Annotated in this window: 11 protein-coding genes; 5 read left to right on the top strand and 6 right to left on the bottom strand. The window is 59.1% G+C overall.

Annotated features, from left to right (window positions below):
• Positions 1-50: 50 nt before the first annotated feature.
• The 4 genes from PRZ01_RS08330 to PRZ01_RS08315 are packed head-to-tail and all read right to left on the bottom strand — an operon-like array spanning position 51 to position 10241.
• Positions 51-8657, bottom strand: coding sequence for a GH36-type glycosyl hydrolase domain-containing protein (locus PRZ01_RS08330; protein WP_273596428.1), 8607 nt, complete (start codon positions 8655-8657; stop codon positions 51-53).
• A 13-nt stretch (positions 8658-8670) separates the two neighbouring features.
• Positions 8671-8919, bottom strand: a complete 249-nt coding sequence (locus tag PRZ01_RS08325; protein ID WP_273596305.1) for a hypothetical protein — start codon at positions 8917-8919, stop codon at positions 8671-8673.
• Positions 8920-8934: 15 nt separating this feature from the next.
• Positions 8935-9825, bottom strand: a complete 891-nt coding sequence (locus PRZ01_RS08320) for an OmpA family protein (RefSeq protein ID WP_273596304.1) — start codon at positions 9823-9825, stop codon at positions 8935-8937.
• A gap of 44 nt (positions 9826-9869) precedes the next feature.
• Entirely contained in the window at positions 9870-10241 is a 372-nt protein-coding gene (locus tag PRZ01_RS08315; protein ID WP_273596303.1) for a DUF4398 domain-containing protein, read from the bottom strand.
• Positions 10242-10606: 365 nt separating this feature from the next.
• On the opposite strand from PRZ01_RS08315, the gene PRZ01_RS08310 reads away from it, so the two are divergent.
• Together PRZ01_RS08310 and PRZ01_RS08305 are read left to right on the top strand one after the other, a co-directional pair.
• Positions 10607-11326, top strand: coding sequence for a Crp/Fnr family transcriptional regulator (locus PRZ01_RS08310; protein ID WP_273596302.1), 720 nt, complete (start codon positions 10607-10609; stop codon positions 11324-11326).
• 118 nt (positions 11327-11444) lie between these two features.
• A complete protein-coding gene (locus PRZ01_RS08305; RefSeq protein ID WP_273596301.1) occupies positions 11445-12125 on the top strand; it encodes a Crp/Fnr family transcriptional regulator in 681 nt (226 codons plus the stop codon).
• 618 nt (positions 12126-12743) lie between these two features.
• Here PRZ01_RS08305 and PRZ01_RS08300 read toward each other — a convergent pair.
• Positions 12744-13250, bottom strand: coding sequence for a BON domain-containing protein (locus tag PRZ01_RS08300; RefSeq protein ID WP_273596300.1), 507 nt, complete (start codon positions 13248-13250; stop codon positions 12744-12746).
• A 55-nt stretch (positions 13251-13305) separates the two neighbouring features.
• On the opposite strand from PRZ01_RS08300, the gene PRZ01_RS08295 reads away from it, so the two are divergent.
• The 3 genes from PRZ01_RS08295 (at position 13306) to PRZ01_RS08285 (ending at position 16659) form a co-directional block, all read left to right on the top strand.
• Positions 13306-13881: a hypothetical protein gene (locus PRZ01_RS08295; RefSeq protein WP_273596299.1), complete on the top strand. Its 576-nt coding sequence runs from the start codon at positions 13306-13308 to the stop codon at positions 13879-13881.
• Between the two features lie 20 nt (positions 13882-13901).
• Entirely contained in the window at positions 13902-15491 is a 1590-nt protein-coding gene (locus tag PRZ01_RS08290) for an ATPase domain-containing protein (RefSeq protein WP_273596298.1), read from the top strand.
• A 118-nt stretch (positions 15492-15609) separates the two neighbouring features.
• Complete coding sequence (locus tag PRZ01_RS08285; RefSeq protein WP_273596297.1) at positions 15610-16659, top strand: GGDEF domain-containing protein; 1050 nt, start codon at positions 15610-15612, stop codon at positions 16657-16659.
• 89 nt (positions 16660-16748) lie between these two features.
• On the opposite strand, the gene PRZ01_RS08280 is transcribed toward PRZ01_RS08285, so the two are convergent.
• A complete protein-coding gene (locus PRZ01_RS08280; RefSeq protein WP_273596296.1) occupies positions 16749-17255 on the bottom strand; it encodes a CBS domain-containing protein in 507 nt (168 codons plus the stop codon).
• Between the last annotated feature and the right edge of the window lie 163 nt (positions 17256-17418).

Here is a 17418-nt window from a genome sequence, read left to right as displayed (position 1 = left end):
GCCACTTTAGGGAGCGCCACATGATTGGGGCATCAGCAGGTTTCTCGTGTTTATGTAGGAAGAGACCCCGATTGGCTGTGGGCCGGCGCGCTTGCAGACATAGTCGGCAGCGCCAAGGGGATCAGGAAGCTGCTTTCATCGGGCAGTTCGGGCCAGCTCAAGCTTTGACCGGGCAACAGGAGTTGTGGCTGGCCAGCACCGCCCGCGTGGTGCTGCAGCGCTTCGGAAGGCGTACATCGCAGCATGACAAAACGCATCACCCGGCCCTGCCGTTTGAGCGTCAACTCCATACGCGGCCAAGTGCCGGGTAAGCAAGGCAGAAAAATCAGAGTTCCGGCCTCCATTCGCAGACCACATATGGACTCGATTGCGGCGCGATGTAACCAGCCGGCAGCCCCGGTATACCAACTCCAACCGCCGCGGCCAATATAGGGCGCTTGGCTGTAGACATCGGCCGCAAGAACATAGGGCTCGGTGCCATAGACCAGCCCGCGCTTCGGGTGATCGGACCGATGAGCCGAACTCAAGTAACTGAAATAGCGATACACCCCATCACCTGCAGACTCGACTTCGTCTGAATCCTCGGCGTCCAGCACCAGGGCCGCGCCCTGCTGTGAATTCGAGTTATATTGTGCCAATTCGGCCTTTGCCATCAAAGCCCAAATGCCGGCATGCGAGTATTGACCGCCGTTCTCCCGTACGCCTGGGGGATAGGCCTGGATATAGCCTGCGCATGGCACGGCATGCGCCAAAGGCGGGTCGAGCAGGCGCAATAAGCCAGCCTCGGCATCCACCAGATGGCTCTCGACGGCGGCCATGGCAATACGTTGCAAGGCAATTGGGGCAGCGCCCGACAACACACTCCAAGCTTGCGCGATCAAGTCGATTTTGGCCTCAGCGTTGGAATTGCTGCCGAGTGGCTCGCCGTTGTCGAAGAAGGCTCGCTTGAACCATTGACCGTCCCAGCCAGCCCCCGACAAGGACTTGCGCCAAGCTTGCGCCGCATGCTCCCAAGTCGCAGCCCTTTCCGTGTCGCCACGCGCTTTGGCCAAGGGCGAAAAGTCGGCGACGACTCGGCATAAAAGCCAGCCCAGCCACACCGATTCGCCTCGACCTTCTGCGCCGACCCGGTTCATGCCGTCATTCCAGTCACCGCTACCCATCAAGGGCAGCCCATGCTCACCCACCGCCAAGCTTCGGTCAATGGTTCTTGCGGCATGTTCATAGACCGAAGCGCTACTCAAGCTTTGCTTAGGTGTGTAGTAAGCGTCCTCGGCACCTGGGGGAATCGCGGCCCCATCCAGGAAGTGAACGCTTTGAGCAAGCAATTCAGCGTCGCCAGTGCAACGCACATAGTGGGCACAAGCAAGCGGCAACCAAAGCAGATCATCAGAAAAATGGGTGCGTACGCCAGCACCAGTCGGCGCATGCCACCAATGCTGAACATCACCCTCGACAAACTGCCGCGACGCACACAAGACGATTTGATCTCGCAGCATCTCAGGCGCAGCCCAGGTGAGCGCCATTGAATCCTGCAACTGATCTCGAAACCCGGTCGCCCCGCCGGCTTGATAAAAGGCGGACTTGGCCCAAAGCCTGCAGGCCACAGTTTGGTACAAAAGCCACCGGTTGACCATGGCGTCAAACAACGGGTCCGGGGTTGACAGCTGGGTGGCGCCCAGGAGCTGATCCCAGCCGGCTTTTGCCTCGGTCAAACGCTGAAGGGCCGCCACGGCGCCAGCTTGATCCGCCGCTTCGAGCGCCGCACTTGGCGAGCGTCCATAGCCAAGCAAAAACACCCGTTGATCGTTGGCTCCTGCGGCCAGTTGTACCGGGGTGGACAAGGCCGCACAGGGGTCCAGTCCAATCCCCTGCGCCTGCCCCAAATGATCGGGCAGAACCAGGCGGCCGCGAGCATCAAAGAACTCCCGACGATCACAGGTCCAGTCCACACTGGGGCCAAGGCCACGTTGATTCAGCGTCTGCGTTTGCAACTGCATTGGCGCGCTCAACGTAAAAAAGGCTGTACCGTCACCGAAACCCATTGCACGTTCGCGCTGTGTGGCCAACAAGACGGTCATGCGCTGATCGCCTGCGCGCGTGGGTCGAGCCGTCGTCAGTACCGTGCCACGATCCACCCGGCTCGCACCCATCAGCCACTCAACCATGCCCACCACACGCAGAGAGAGGCTGCGGCTGCCGTGGTTGACAAAGGCCAGTTGAATCTGCTTGACCGAGGTCTGAGCGTCCACGCACCAAGTGGCCGTCACCGCCAGATCGCCGCGGCGATGCTTGATGATGGTGTAGCCCTGACCATGAGTGACTTCGTAACTCGACTCCTTGCATGCGCTGGCACCAGGTGCCACGCTCCATACCGCAAGTGAGCCCCGCTCCTGCAGCAAGAACCACTCGCCCGGCGGATCAGCGACCGGGTCATTCGACCAGGGCGTCAGCTGATTCATACGGCTGTTCAAGGCCCAGCTATAGCCCCCTCCCGCCTCTGAGATATGGGCACCAAAGTCGCGATTGGCCAGTACATTGATCCACGGGCGCTGTGGCTTCAGCAGCGCATCAACCGTAAAGCTGAATTCACCTTTACGCGTCGCACTTTCGGCGCCGGATGTCGCGGCGAATTGGCCCTTGAATTGCGTGCCGGCGGCAAGGCTAGCCTTAGCTTGGGTACCTTCAACCGGGGTCGTCGCAACCTCCTGACGAGCATCCATCGCTTTCTCATGCTGCTCGCCCCAATCCTCGACATGGTGAAGCAAAGGTCGCCCGTCCGCATGTAAGCGCAAACAGGACAAGGTCTGCAGGGTACTGAGCTCAATTTGAGAAAGCTCATCTGCGCGCATAACGTGCAGGGTCGTGAAGTTCTGGCCGCCAGCGTCTTGCGCTAGGTTCTCAGAGACATGGCGCTCGCGAAGCGCCAGCAACTCTTGCTGCAATGGCATCTGATACGACGTCGGCTCCGCATTCACAATCACCAGATCGCAGGCAACCCCTGCCCAGGACCACATGCGCAGCGCTTTCGCCAAGATGCGAAGCAAGCCAAGACCTTGTATCGCGCCGGCCGACACCAAGATCAAAGGACGATCGCCCGAGACGCCGAAGCGCCACAATAGTTGCCGATCACAGCTCGCATCAACCCCGGCCTCACTCATCGAAGCGAAACTCTGTGGTTGCGAAAGTGTGAGGACCAAGGCCGTGGTCAAGGACTGCAAGGCGACCAAACTCTCGGTACTTAAGCCCAGGGTGCGCAGGCGAATGCCGGTCAGCGTGGCCGACATCAGCGCCGCCCGTTGCACATGGCTGGGCTGCCGGTATTTGTCGATGACGGCATCCAGCGTGGTCCGGCTGTCCGAGGCTGCGGTGGCGAAAGTCAGCGTCACCTTGGCGTGCGGTGCGATTCGAACTCGAGCGGCCAGCGCGGACATAGGATCAAGGCCAGTGTCCTGTTTGCCGTCCTTGGCGGGTTCCATAAGAGCCCGAGGCTGACTGGCTGGCTGATTTCTTCCGAGCCATCGTTGACGGTCGGTCTGACAACTCAGCCCCAACAGATGAGGTCCACTGTCGGCCAAAAAATGCGCGATCAATAGGCCCTGTTCCGTCGCCAAGCGCGCTTTGCGCTCAAACAGCAGTGCTTGATTCTCCGCCTGCCATTCAGCGCGCACAAACAAATTGGAAAAGGCCGGATGAGATTCGTCGGCGCGCGAATCCGCCATGGTCACTTCAAACGCGGAGATCAATTCGAACTCAAGCACCCGGTCACACAGGTTGCGCAGTTCGAGCTGGCGGAACTCGATATCGTCCTCAGGGCTGACCCAGACCTTGATCTGGGTCTGAATTTGAGGCCACTTACCCTCAAAGCAAACGGTGTCAGCATGAAAGGTACTGCGATACTGCGCCCGCGGATCGGGCGCAGGGTGCTGCGTAATGGAGACCGGATCCGAAATACCCAATTCAGGAAGGCCGCGGAGAAAGAAGAAACTACCCAGCCCATCCCGTAGAGCGTCATCACGCCAACGGCTGATACCGATGCCGCGCCAACGGCTCCAACCGGCGCCATTCGCACGCAGACTCACGGCATAGCGTCCATTGGAGAGTAGATGGGTCGGCGCGACCGCAGCAACGCCCGGCTGCACCACCCTCAGCAGGCCTGGGCTACGAAGTTCCCGGCTTTGCTGCGCACCGCCATCGGGAACTTCAAAGAGGGCCGAAACCTCACGTGGAGCCCGTTCATGCAAAACCGAGGCCACCGCTTCGATCGCCTCAGGTGCCATACCCCAGCGCTGCGCCGGGCCTCCCAGCAGCACATTTGCCAAGGCCACGATACTCATACCCTGGTGGTGTGCCATCAAAGCAATGACGGGCGTGAAGAGGGTGTTGCCGACTTGGCGAGCGGGTGAAAAGTCCAGCGCCTCGATAAATCCATATCGACCTCGCACCACGCCCGCATCGCCAAGAGCTTCCAATGCACGGAGGTTTCTGCATGCGGCTTGCGGCGCAATTTGCGCAGCCAGTGCGCTTGCATATGGCGCGATCACCAATTCGTCGCTCGGCGTTCGGCGCAAGGCCAAGCGAGCCACCCCCTGAGGGGCATATTGATAGGCCAGGGTGTGGTCACGCCCAGCGTAGGCTGATTCCGATATGCCCCAAGGCATCTTGCTTAGCTGAGCCAAGTCCATCTGCTCTCGCAAGGCCGCAAGACAAGCTTCTCGCAAGACACTTCCATGGGGCTCATTGAGTACCAGGCTCGGCATCAGGTACTCAAACATGGAACCTGACCATGACCGCAAACCAGCACTCGACCCCACGGCAAAGAACGGCCGCCCCAGGGCGCCCCAGTGACGCACGGGTACATCACCCTTGGCGATGGCTAACAAGCTGGTGAGGCGCGACTCCGAAGCCAGTAAGTCGTAGAAACCAGAGTCCAACTGGTGCTCCGCCACACGGTAGCCGATGTGGAATAGATGCCGCTTGGGGTGGTAGAGGAAATTGAAGTCCGTATCCTCCACCAATTTCTCAAAGGCCGCGGCCAGGGTCAGCAGACGTTGGCAGCTGTCCCCGTCGCCTGCGTGGTCTCGGTCCAGCGCGGCCGTGCGACGCGTCGCGCGCAGGTCGGCTAGGCACCAACGCAACTGATCGCGCGACGCGGCTGTACCACCCATTCTTTGGGCCAGCAAAGGCTGGAATCGATCTTGTGCGGCCTTGAGCGCTTGCGGCACCGCGCCATCCAGGCCTGTGGAGTTCGCAAAGCTACGGCAGGCCTGAGCGACGGCCAGCAAATGCCCGCACAGATTGCCACTGTCAACTGTAGAAACATAACGGGGTAGCAAAGCCTCCCCCCGTTCTGTGTCGTACCAGTTCAGAAAGTGACCGCGATGACGTTCCAGCTGCAAAATGCTGGCCAGGGTCGCCTCAAACCGGCGCAGCAGATCCTGCGTTCCAATCCAACCGAACTCACGGGCGCAGGCCGAGGCTAGTAGATAAAGACCGATATTCGTCGGCGAGGTGCGGTGCGCCAACATATCGTAAGGATCCAGTTGCAGATTGTCCGGCGGCAGGTGCCGGTCTCCCGGCCCAACGCAGCGCTCAAAGTATCGCCAAGTATCTCGAGCCAGGCCACCAAGATAGGCATGCTCGCTCGTCGACAACTGCGCTTGCTCGCATGCGGGCGTGGGCAGACTGACCCACCAACTGGCCAAAGGCGCAGCGATCCAAGCAAGGCACAGCCCAAGAGCCAGCCATGACAAGTGCCCGCTGAGCCAGAAGCTGATCAGCAAAAATACAGCCACGACTGGGGCCCGCCAGTGCTGGCGCAACATTGTCTTAAGACTCGTTTTGGCGCTCGCCTGGGACGTGGCTGCGGTCGTCCATTGCAACAAATTCCGGTGGCTGAACAGCATGCGGTACAGCGCCCGGCCCACCGCATCCAAATTCATCAGCGCTTGCTGAAGGAGTTGATCCATCAACCAAAGTCCGCTGACCAGGGCCCGCACAAGATCAGCCCCCGCTCTGGCATAGAAATGGCGCAATGCGAGATCGTCCCGGCTTGGCGCAAACCCTGCCAGAGCACCCAGCAAAGGACCGGCGGTGACCGCCGCCCAGACCAATGCCAGGGCAACCCAGGGCGAAATGACGGGGCTGACAAGGGCCAGGACTAGCAAGAGCAGCGACATCGGTGCCACCAAAGAGCGGCGCAGATTGTCAAACATCTTCCAGCGGCTCAAAGCCGAGAAGGGGTAGCTCGAAGGTTTGAAGAGCATGGGCAGCAACTGCCAATCGCCTCGAATCCAGCGGTGCAGTCGGGAGGCGGCCACATCAGCATGGAAAGGCGAGTCCTCGATCAAGGTAATGCTGCTGACCGCTGCGCAACGAACCATGGCCCCTTCGAGCAGATCATGGCTAAGGATTTGATTCTCAGGCAAGCGCCCCTTCAGCACTGTATGAAAGGCCTGCACATGGAGCAGGCCTTTGCCGCTGAAACTACCTTCTTGAAAAAGATCCTGATAGACCTCGGAGCTCGCGGCGCTGTAGGGATCGATGCCGCATTGCCCAGCAAAAAACCAATGGTATAGGGTGAACTCTTTGGGCGCAGGCAGAGGCGTGGCCACTCGGGGTTGCAAAATGCCATAACCCTCAGCCACAAAGCGCCCGCTGGGATCCAGACGGGGCCTGTTGCAGGGATGGGCAGCGACGGCAACCAACTCGCGCAAGCTGGCCGGCGGCAGTTGGGTGTCACTGTCCAGGGTGACGATGTAGCGAACTGCGCTCATGGGCCTAGAGAGCTCGCCTAGGTCGATAAAAGGTAATTCAGCGCTTGGCTCGGCCAGACAATTCACCAATTGCTCTAACTTGCCGCGCTTACGCTCCCAGCCGATCCAGACTTGTTCTGAGGCGTTGAAGCTGCGACGCCGGTGCAGCAAAAGAAATCGCGGCGCGATCTCCTCGGAGTCAAGTGCCGCAGCTGGCGGATGACGACGATTGAGGTCTGCTACACCTAGGCGCGCAGTCTCCAGCAAGGCCGCGTCAGTGGGCTGCTCGGCTGTTTCAGCGTCCAACCAATCCGTCAACAGCGCAAACTGCGCCTGAACTTCCGGATTCGCAAGATAGTGCAAGTGCAGGCGGTGGACCAAGTCTGTCACAACAGAGGGGCTGCTTAGCATGGCCGGCATCGCCACCATCACCCGATGTTCAGGCGGGATGCCCAAAGCAAAGGCCAGGCGTGGCAGTTGACTGGGGCGCGCCGACTCGCTGATCAATCGGTTGATGACCGTCACCACCGTCTCGGAAGCTGGGAACAGCATCAAGATCGCGCCCAGGCCGGTCAACGCCCAAGCTGCTGACGAAGGCTGCGGCATCAACCAGGCGATGAGAGCCAGACTGCCGAAGACCACAGCCGCCAAGTAGGCCGGCAGCACCAAGGGTTTGCTGCCACTACATAAGAGGCCGGACACGCGCTCAAGCAAGGCGGCCGGCTTAGGCAAGTCCAGTCGGGCCACCAACGCAGGTCGGCCCAAGCCACCAAGCCAATAGCTGGGCTCAGCGTTGCCGCACTCGCGCATCAGCGCAAGCAAAGCCTGGGCAACGGCAACCTCACTGCGACCGCTGCGATAGGCCAAACGCTCGATGGCGGAGAGGCTCTGATCTTGCGTCAGGATGTGCTCAGCAGCAAATACCGAGGAGCCCATCATGTGGCGCATCAAATTGCTGCTACGGGCAACGATTTCAGGCCAGTCGGCATCGCCAATGATGCGCAAGCTCGTCAGGGCATTGCTAACGCTGAGGTTATCGGCAGTTTGATCTGCCGTCTGGCGCGCCTGAGCTGACGCCACATTGGGCAAAGCCTCGTTCAGCCAGCGGGCATGAGGGGAACCGTTGAAACGATCCCCCGTCAGGCGTCCATCCTCGACGCGCTGTGCCATCTGGGTCAGAAAGACGTGTGCAACACCACGCTTGTCAAGCAATTCCAACAACCGATCTCTGGCGCCGATGCTGAAACTATCCAACCGGTCGAAGCAAAGATTGGCCACCTCACGGGCGGCCTTGTTGGCGGCGATGCGCTCGGCCAAACGGCGCAAGTTCTCCACCTGTACCACCCGCAGAGTGGTTGGCAACGCCCAGATTTCGCTGAGGCGGAGTTCACGGGTTTCCTGGTAGGACGCCAAGAATTGCAGGAGCAGGTCTTCCTCAAAGGCGCCATCGGTGTGAGCAACAAAGGCCCAGGCTACGCCGTAGATTCGTGGTAAGCCAGCCAGCGGCTCATCCAGCAACACTGGCAAGGCGCGAAAGTAGCTGCGCGGCAGGCCCTCGTGGATCTCCTTCATCTGAGCTTCGATCAAATGAAAGTTGTCTAGCAACCACTCGGCTGCCGGACTGATGTCGTAACCGGTCTGCGCCAGCTCTCCGATGTAGCGGTGCGATTTGCGTAACGCTTTAATGTTGCTGCGCAGGCGCGGAAAGAAACTGCGCGCAAAAGCGCTGGAGCGCTCCGCGCGATGGGTAAGCCCCAAGCTGCGCCCATGCTGCGCAAAGCGTTGCAAGCCAAAGATCTCCGCCCGTATCGGTGCTTGCAAGCCACCGCCACGGGCGTCGAGAACGTCACACAAGATCGGTGATGCCTCAGGCAGCAACCGGCGTAACTCTCGCAAGGCCATCACGCCTGAGCCCTCAACCGAGCAAGGCGCTGCCCGCCATCAAGCACAACAAGGCCAGCAAGAGGCTGGTGAAAAAACGTGGGGCGACGAAACCATGCACAGTTTCGGCCGCACAGCGAAGGCGAAAGAGTCCGCCGTGAGAGGCCCGGCAAAGGCCCAGGTGTTCACCCAAGGCGCTCAGTTCCAGACTCGATGTATCGGCTGTTTCGCCAAATGAAGAGGTGCTCCAGGCTCTTCCCGGGCTGATGTTGTTTTGCCTCATGAGAGTCCCCTGCTTTCAACGGCGTGGGCGCACGGGCTGGTCGTCGTCAGAGATATAGATCTCGACCCGTCGATTCAACGCCCGATTGCTTGCACTGGTGTTGTCGGCCACTGGGAAATGCTCGCCGTGCCCAACCGTCGAAATCCGCGCAGGGGAAAGGCCAATGCTGGTGTTCACCAGCGCAGCCTTTACAGCCTCCGCTCGTCGAGCGGACAAAGCATCGTTGAGTGCGCTGCCGCCGCTGCTGTCGGTATGGCCTTCAATCAGAACCTGCCGATTCGGATACTTCTGCAAGAACTCGCCCAGTTTGCGTAGGGATTGCTGTCCATGCGGCTTGATGTCGGCTCGGTTGAGTTCGAACAGGATGTCACCCAGAGTCACCAACATGCCGCGCTCGGTCTTCTGCGCCTGCAGTGCCGCCAGTTCACTTTGCTGGGCCTCTAACTGGGATTGCTTGGCCTGTAACTCGGATTGCACATCGGCAGTCTGCCTTTGCGCCACACCTGTTTGCTGCCGCGACTGTGCCAACTCCCGCGTACGCTGTTCGGCCCGATCGTGCTCACGGGTGGCTTGGGCACCGGCCATTTCCGTTTCATCACCCTTGGCCGAGGCGACAGCCACCGCAGCTCGAGCCTGTTGAAGGGCGACATAGGCCGTGCTATTGAGTTCAGGTCCTGTGTCACCCTTGGCCATCAGGGCCTCGGCACGACTCAATGTGTCCACCGCTTTCTTTAATTCAAGCGGCGCATGGTTGCGAACGCCGGCATTCATCTCGGCGGCATGCACAGCGTCGCGAGCCTGCTGCAAATTTTCGGGCGTCGACGGCGGAGTGCTCGCACACGCGCCCAGGAGCAAGGCGGCGAGCGAGGCCACGGCGGTTTTGGTGACGCGAAGTTTGCTATTCATGGTGAAGGTCTCCTTAGGTTTTGAATGCGTGCGACGAACTTCGCTCATTTACGCGACAACTCGTCACGCAACTGGCGCGCGGCTTCTCGCACTTCCGCTAACGCGCGGGCAGAGCGGGCAGAACGCCCTTTGCTTTCCGCCAACACGGCGTCAGCTTCGGCTTGCTCGGCCAATTGACGGGCTAACACATAGTCTTTGCTGACCAGGGCCACATTGGCTTGCACCATTTTTTGGCGAGCGGCAGCCATCTCGACTGGCGCATCGGCGACAGCAGCGATGTCTGCGCGCTCCACCGCTGCCTTGCCTACAGCCATTTGCGCGGTCGGAGCCGGCGTGCCCGCACAGGCCACCAGAAAAAGAAGGCAAGCGGCCAGCGGATAAGCCTGGCAAAAGTTCATTGAGAAAGTTTTGTTCATGGCATCTCCATTGGGGTTGGCCGTTCCCTTGCTAGAAGGAAAGCGTGGTCAAACGGCGCTTTCAGGTGCTGTGCGTATGATGCGGAACGTCCAGTCCGAACACCATCGGCCGAGCCCTCAAGTCCTTGTCGGACAGGGCCTACATATGGCTGACGGCCGCGTGCAGACGGGCCGGGAGCCGCAGACCCCACACTGACGCCACTGCTCTGCCGTGATTGGCAAGCGTTGGGGTATTGCCCCCAAGATTCACCAGATTTCGCACCAAGTACCCCGTAGGCACCTAGACTGGAGGAATCTATCGTTCAAGACATCTCCCCGCCGCGCCATCCCTTGTTCGCCCACCTCCGCCGCCTTGGAGTTTCTTGATGAACACCCGCCCCCCACCTGGCAAAAACCTCTTACTAAACACCTTGTCTGAAGAGGAGTGGCAGCGCCTATCGCCTCATCTTGAATGCGTGGACATGCCGCTAGGCATGGTGCTCTGCGAATCACGCAGTCCCTTGACTCATGTCTACTTCCCCACAACTGCCATCGTGTCTTTGCTCTACGTGATGCAAAACGGTTCCATGGCCGAAATCGCCGTGGTTGGCTTTGAGGGCCTCGTTGGTATCTCGCTTTTTATGGGTGGTGAGTCAACACCCAGCCGAGCCGTGGTTCAAAGTGCCGGCATCGGCCTGCAATTGAAGGCGCAGGCCATCAAAGACGAATTCAGCCGATCAGGCCCGGTCATGCATTTGCTGCTGCGTTACACGCAAGCCCTGATCACGCAGATGTCTCAAACCGCTGTCTGCAACCGCCACCATTCGCTGGATCAGCAACTGTGCCGCTGGTTGCTCCTCAGTCTGGATCGATTACGAAGCAACGAATTGGTGATGACACATGAATTGATCGCCAGCATGCTTGGCGTGCGCCGCGAGGGCGTGACTGAGAACGCACTCAAACTGCAACACGCCGGGCTGATCCGCTATGCGCGCGGCCGAATCAAAGTGCTGGATCGCCCAGGACTGGAGCGCCGCAGCTGCGAATGCTATGCCGTGGTTAAACAAGAGTACGAACGCTTACTCCCGCAAACCCTTGATTTCTGAGCCTGTAGAAAAGGGGTTATGTAGGAGAGAGTTGACAGCAAGATCCGGCCCTTGCTGATGGTCAGCCAGACGGACCCGCGGCAAAGATGGGGACTCCAAGAACTCTTCGGAGCCTGCCGTGAAAAAATGCCCCCATCAGAGTTGCACACCACAACAAAACCATCTCCTCGCAAGCCTTCCCGATGAAGATCTGGCCCCTTGGGTTGAGGCCTTGGACTCGGTCGAATTGACTCAAGGGGATGTCTTGTGTGAGTCCGGCAGCACTGCGGACTACGCCTACTTTCCCACCACGGCAATCGTTTCCCTGCTTTACCTAACGCAGGACGGCGAGTCGACTGAAACCGCAGTGATTGGTTGGGAAGGCGTGGTGGGTCTTGCACTGTTTATGGGGGGTAACGCTTCGCCCAGCCGCTCGGTGGTGCAAAGTGCAGGCCTAGCCCTGCGACTGCCGGCGAAGCTGGTCAAGCAGGAGATGAGTCACCCGGGTCGCATTCAAGCCATGCTGCTGCGTTACACCCAAACCTTGATGGACCAAGTGGCTCAAACCGCAGCTTTCAATCGCTACTACTCGATCGACCAATTGCTGTGCCGTCGGCTTTTGCTGGGTCTGGATCGACTACCCTCCGACGCGATGATGATGACGCAGGAATTGCTGGCCAATCTCTTGGGCGTCCGCAGGGAAGGCGTCACCGCAGCCGCGCTGAAATTGAGTCAAGCCGGCTTGATCAGCTATAGCCGCGGTCGAATCGCGGTCTTGGATCGCGTCAGGCTAGAACAACGCAGCGAGAGTCCAGCCTAAGGAAGACAGCGTGCTAAGGCCTTGCCACGCAGGGCCACTTGCATTCGGGAGGCACAGCCGCGGCGCTGACACGCGCTCGTTCTGTCAAGGCTTTCAAGCAATGCTCTTGAGCACGCCCCCCTGACATCAATCTACAAGCCCTCGCCTCGTCGACCTGAGTGGCCTCGATCGCACGACGCAGACGACCTTGTTCGAGTTCACTCTGGACGACATCGCGCAATGAGAGCAGCAGCGCAAAACATAGGATAGCGGCCAGGGCAAGCCACGCTGAGCCAGGATGCATAGCAGTCGTTGGAACCTTCATGACGAAGCAGGTGGTGCACCAAGGGCCTGTCTCTCCGCATGCCAGCCCACAACTTGCAAATCAGGGTAGGCGCATTCAAAGCCGATGGGGCCAAAGTCGCCACAATCAAACTTAACAGTTGGCCCTGTCAGCACGCCCGGCTCTGCTGCAGAAGCATTCGGAGCGTCTATCGATTGACTCACGGCAGTCCTTTCTCTTTGCCCGCTAGCGACGGGAGTTCAATGCGGTGACGCTCGAATGCGTCGGGAGGCGGGGCTCATCACGCAGCGGCGCTTCATCGAGCCAGAGTCGATCACCCGATTCGAGACAACGAATCAAGACTTGCTTTGGACTACCAACTGGTTGTCGACTACGACGACACCGGGCGCTGCCAAGGCAATCTGGCGCGCACGCTCAATTGAGCCGAGATCGACGACCGTGCCCCGCAACACCAAGCGACCGCGCGTGGAGTCAACGTTGATGTGGGCGTCCGTCAACATCGTCTCGGCAGCCAAGCGCGCTTTGACCGTGGTCACAATTCCGGCATCGGAGAGATCGTTTCCGACTCTCTCACGCATCTCCAGCGCTGCTTGCTTTACTTCCAAGGCGGCATCGCTGGCTGCTCGCTCGGTGGCAGCGGCACCTCGTTTCACGTCGGCCAACACAGCGTCAGACTGTTTTTCTACCCTGGCGATGCCATCATCCAAGGCTTTGCCGGGCCTGCGCGCGTCCTCGCCTTCCTTGCTACATGCGGCCGTGCTCAGGGCAATGATGGCAAGAGCCAGAACTCGCATGGACTGCGGCGATTGGGTTCTCATGAGCTTTCCTCGTTTGAATGTCATCTGCTCAGCGTAGCTCTTAGGCCCGAAAACGCCTGTGGGCAAGCGCCGCACTTTCATGTCAGACAGTGCCGGTAAATTGCCTCTTATGTGCGCTGGCGCACAGACCCTGATTCGTCTCGCCTTTATGGTGAGGTCTGTACTTCAAACAGCATGCATCAGTGCATTTGAAACGTTGACCGAAGGCAACATGACAAGTCCAGAAAGTGAACGAACCGTGGCTTTTCTCGTTGAGCAACTGGACGCCAGTGCCAGTTCGGCGCAGATTGCGGGCTTGTTCATCCAGGTATGCCAGGAAATTGAAGCAGCCTTGGTTCCCATCGTGGGCCAGCGTGGCGTGACCGCGCTATTCGCCCGCAGTCTGCAACTCAGCGCCAAGAGCCATGCATGGCTAAATCCCCGTGCAGAGGGAATTCCCGTACTGTTTGATCCAAGGGCATTGCGCGAGGCAATTTCACTTCAATCCGGCCCGGAAGCCGCCGCCGGTACCTGTTTTTTACTGCAGAACTTTTGTGATTTACTGGCCAAGCTGGTGGGCCGGTCGCTCACAGAACGACTGCTACGCGCGCCGTGGTTGATCTTTTTAAGCAACTCAGGCCCCCTGGGATTCAACAACAAACAACCTAGTGGCTAGCCGCGGCTGGCCTTGTGGCCATGGACTTGGCTGGCTGCTTTCAGTGGCCGCACCGAACCCGTCAGCCGACGGCGCAAGGCGACCACAAAAGACCTTTCTTTCCTCTCAGTCGCGCAGGACATTTCGCTATGACAAACAAAGTGACCATCCAACGTCTACCCACCGGGGTGCCTGGACTGGACCAAGTGCTTGGAGGAGGACTGCCGGAGTTTTCGTTCAATTTGATCGCCGGGCAACCGGGCTGTGGCAAGACCACCTTGGCGCACCAGATCATGTTCTCTCTCGCTACCCCACAGCGGCCGGCTCTTTACTTCACCGTGCTCGGCGAGCCACCCATGAAGATGTTGCGATACCAGCAGCAGTTCGACTTTTTTGACAACAACTGCGTCAACGACTCGGTGCGCTTTATCAATCTCTCCGAAGACGCCGCCACCGGTGATCTGGACCGAGTGCTGGCGCGTATGGTTGACTCCGTGGCAAGCTTTGAACCCAGACTGGTGTTTGTGGACTCGTTCCGGTCGGTGATGATTGCCAGCGAATCCACAGGCAACCCACAAACCCGGCTGCAACAGTTCGTCCAACAACTTGGCATGATGATGACCAGTTGGCAAGCCACCACCTTTTTGATCGGCGAGTATTTTGTTGAGACGGATGCCAACCCAGTCTTTACCGTGGCAGACGGCTTGATCTGGATGCGACAAAGCGTGCAGCGCAATTCCATGGTCAGGAAGATCGAGATCCTGAAAATGCGCGGCCAACCGACACTACCTGGCCTGCATACGTTTCGAATCGACACTGCTGGCATCAAAATTTTCGCCCCGGTCAACTTGGCCAGTCCAACACCACACTTGCCAACAAAAGATGCTGGTGTGCGCCCCGTGGGGGCCGTCGAAAGCCGGCTGCAGTTGGGCATTGCCTTACTCGATGAGATGCTGGGCGGGGGACTACCCAAGGGCTATTCCCTGTTGGTGGCGGGACCTTCAGGTTCAGGAAAAAGTATTCTCGCTGCGGCGTTCTTGGCTGAAGGCGCCCGTTGCGGAGAGACCGGCGTATTGGCTGCCTTTGAGCAAAGGCCAAGTCGCTCACAAAACGCAATCGTTGCAGCGCTTATGGCCAGCGGAAAGGTGGGTTTGATCGACAGCAGAGCCCCAGACCTCTCCATCGATGAGGTGATTGGCCTCTTGTTGAGCGAGATCGCTCGGCTGGGTGCGACTCGGGTCGTGATCGATTCCTTGTCCGGCTTTGAGTTGGCGATTGCGCCCACTTTCCGCGAAGACTTTCGAGAGTCTTTGTCTCGCCTAGTATTCGCTTTAGGCAACGCGGGGGTGACCGTCTTGATGACCTCTGAACTCGAAGACCGCTACACCGATTTGCGTTTCAGCCCCTACGGCACGGCATTCTTGACCGACGCCATCATCGTGCAACGCTACATAGAAATCGACAGCCGGCTGCGTCGCATGCTCGCGGTCGTGAAGGTCAGAGCGAGCGCCCATTCCGATGAACTGCGCGAGTTCCGCATCAACGATAAAGGCATTCAGATCGGCGATCGGCTGGACGATCGGGAGGGCTTGCTGGGAGGCCGCCCCCGACACAAGGATCTCACCGTCTGAGGCAGGCACCGTGAACCAGGCCATACCGTCTGCGCCGTCTGTCTCAGGACAAGAGTCGGAACTGGAGTTGCGCAAGCTCAGCCAGCGTGTTGACGCCGTGCGCGCAGTGCTGGATGGCTTGCTGCAAGACGTGGTGCGAGCCGAAAGCTTCCTGGATCACAACCAGAGCTTGCAATTGCTAGAGGCAAATGAGCAACTACTGCTCTCCTCCCTCGTCGCCCAAGCGGACAATCAGTCAGCGCTTCAGGCTTTGGACGAGGCGGCCCGTACGGTCGGTTTGGATCCGCTAACGAAATTGGCCAACCGAACTTTGGCCTTAGATCGGATAAAACAAGCCATCACGCACGCAGAGCGTCAGGGCACCTGGCTGGCCGTGCTATTCGTGGACCTGGACAAATTCAAGCAAATCAATGACTCCTTTGGCCATGCGGTGGGCGACCAAGTACTGCGCCGTGTGGCCCAGTGTTTGTTGGCGACGGTTCGGCAGTCAGACACGGTCAGCCGCCATGGAGGCGATGAGTTTCTGATCTTGCTGGACAATCTGGCGAAGATCGAAGATGCCCTGGTGATCGCCGAGAAAATCGAGGAGGCATTGCTGGTGAGTGGGGGCGAAGAGAACAGCTTTGAAGATCTAAGCGCCAGCATAGGAATCAGCATCTTTCCCCGTGACGCTGAAACGGCAAGCGACTTGATTGCCTGCGCGGACCAAGCCATGTATATGGCCAAACGACAGGGGCCCGGCGGTATTTCGTTCTTTGTTGATGACACCGACCCCCTTGAACTGTCCCCGCGCCAAGTGTTGGATGCGACGCCCAAGCAGGCTCTGCAAGAGCGCTCTAAAGCAATGGCTCAACAGCTAAAGCGGCAATCGAAAGAACTGGAACTTTTGCGAGAGGCCCACCAGCAGCTGCTTCTATCCCTGGAGAGCACTTGGGGGCCACAGACTACGGTGCAATCTCAATCAACACGCCAGGCGGAACTACTGGTAAATATTTCGGCCGAGTTGAATGACCCACACTCTGCGATCCGCATGGCGATGGTGGCACTGGATCGGGCCCAAGACGAAGGACCTTTAACGCCCCGCGCACGTGCCATGCTGCTGCAGCAGACACTCGACTTGCGCGAGCTCATCAACGTCTTGCTTCACCCGATTCGGAACCAAGCATAGGAAAGCGCAGTACAAATCGGCCCGATCCCATCCTGGGATACGCCCATTCGGCTGATCTGCGTTTTTGTACTTCTCGCCAAGGGCCTAGGCTACTGGTAGCCAACGCCCATCACGTAATTGCGCAATAGCGCCTGTTCGTGAGTGCCTGCATTGAGCAGAGCGCGCAGACCGTCACGCACGTTCACGACTCCGACGGCCTTGTTGCTGGCATCAGCCATGACGACATGAATCCACCCCTGCAAATGCATGGTCGACAGCACCTTGACCAGCGAGTCGGTGGGCGCGCAGACCGCAACATTCGGCGTCATTACGGCGGCAGCCCTGGTTTCGAAGAAGTCGGCTTGCCCCAAGCCTAATTGCCTGACCAACATGGTTTCGGTAATGGTTCCTAACACCTGTCCCTCGGCATTGCAGACCACCACCACGCTGATCTGCGCGTTGGAGAGTAATGCCGCGACCTCCATCAAATGGGCACTCGGGCTCACCGTCAACAGCCGCGACCTGGCCACCCCCTGGATCTCACTCACCGCTGCAGCCGGTCCTGCACCGCCCCCGGCAGAAAAATCGGGATCGAGCTTGGTATTCACATCAAACATGGCATTCCTTTCAAGCGGCGTGGCATCGGCAGCGAATCTGATTCTTCGCTCCAATCCATGCTGGCGGGCGGAGTTTGAGCTGTCTGTTGGTCAGCGCACAGACCTTACACATGGGCCCCAGCCGAATCTTGATACTGGACCCATCTCCTTCTCGGTATTCGAA

This window comes from Roseateles koreensis, assembly GCF_028595305.1.
Lineage (GTDB): Bacteria > Pseudomonadota > Gammaproteobacteria > Burkholderiales > Burkholderiaceae_C > Paucibacter_A > Paucibacter_A koreensis.
The sequence above is the reverse complement of the archived record's forward strand: the minus strand, read 5'-3'. Positions and strand labels throughout refer to the sequence as shown.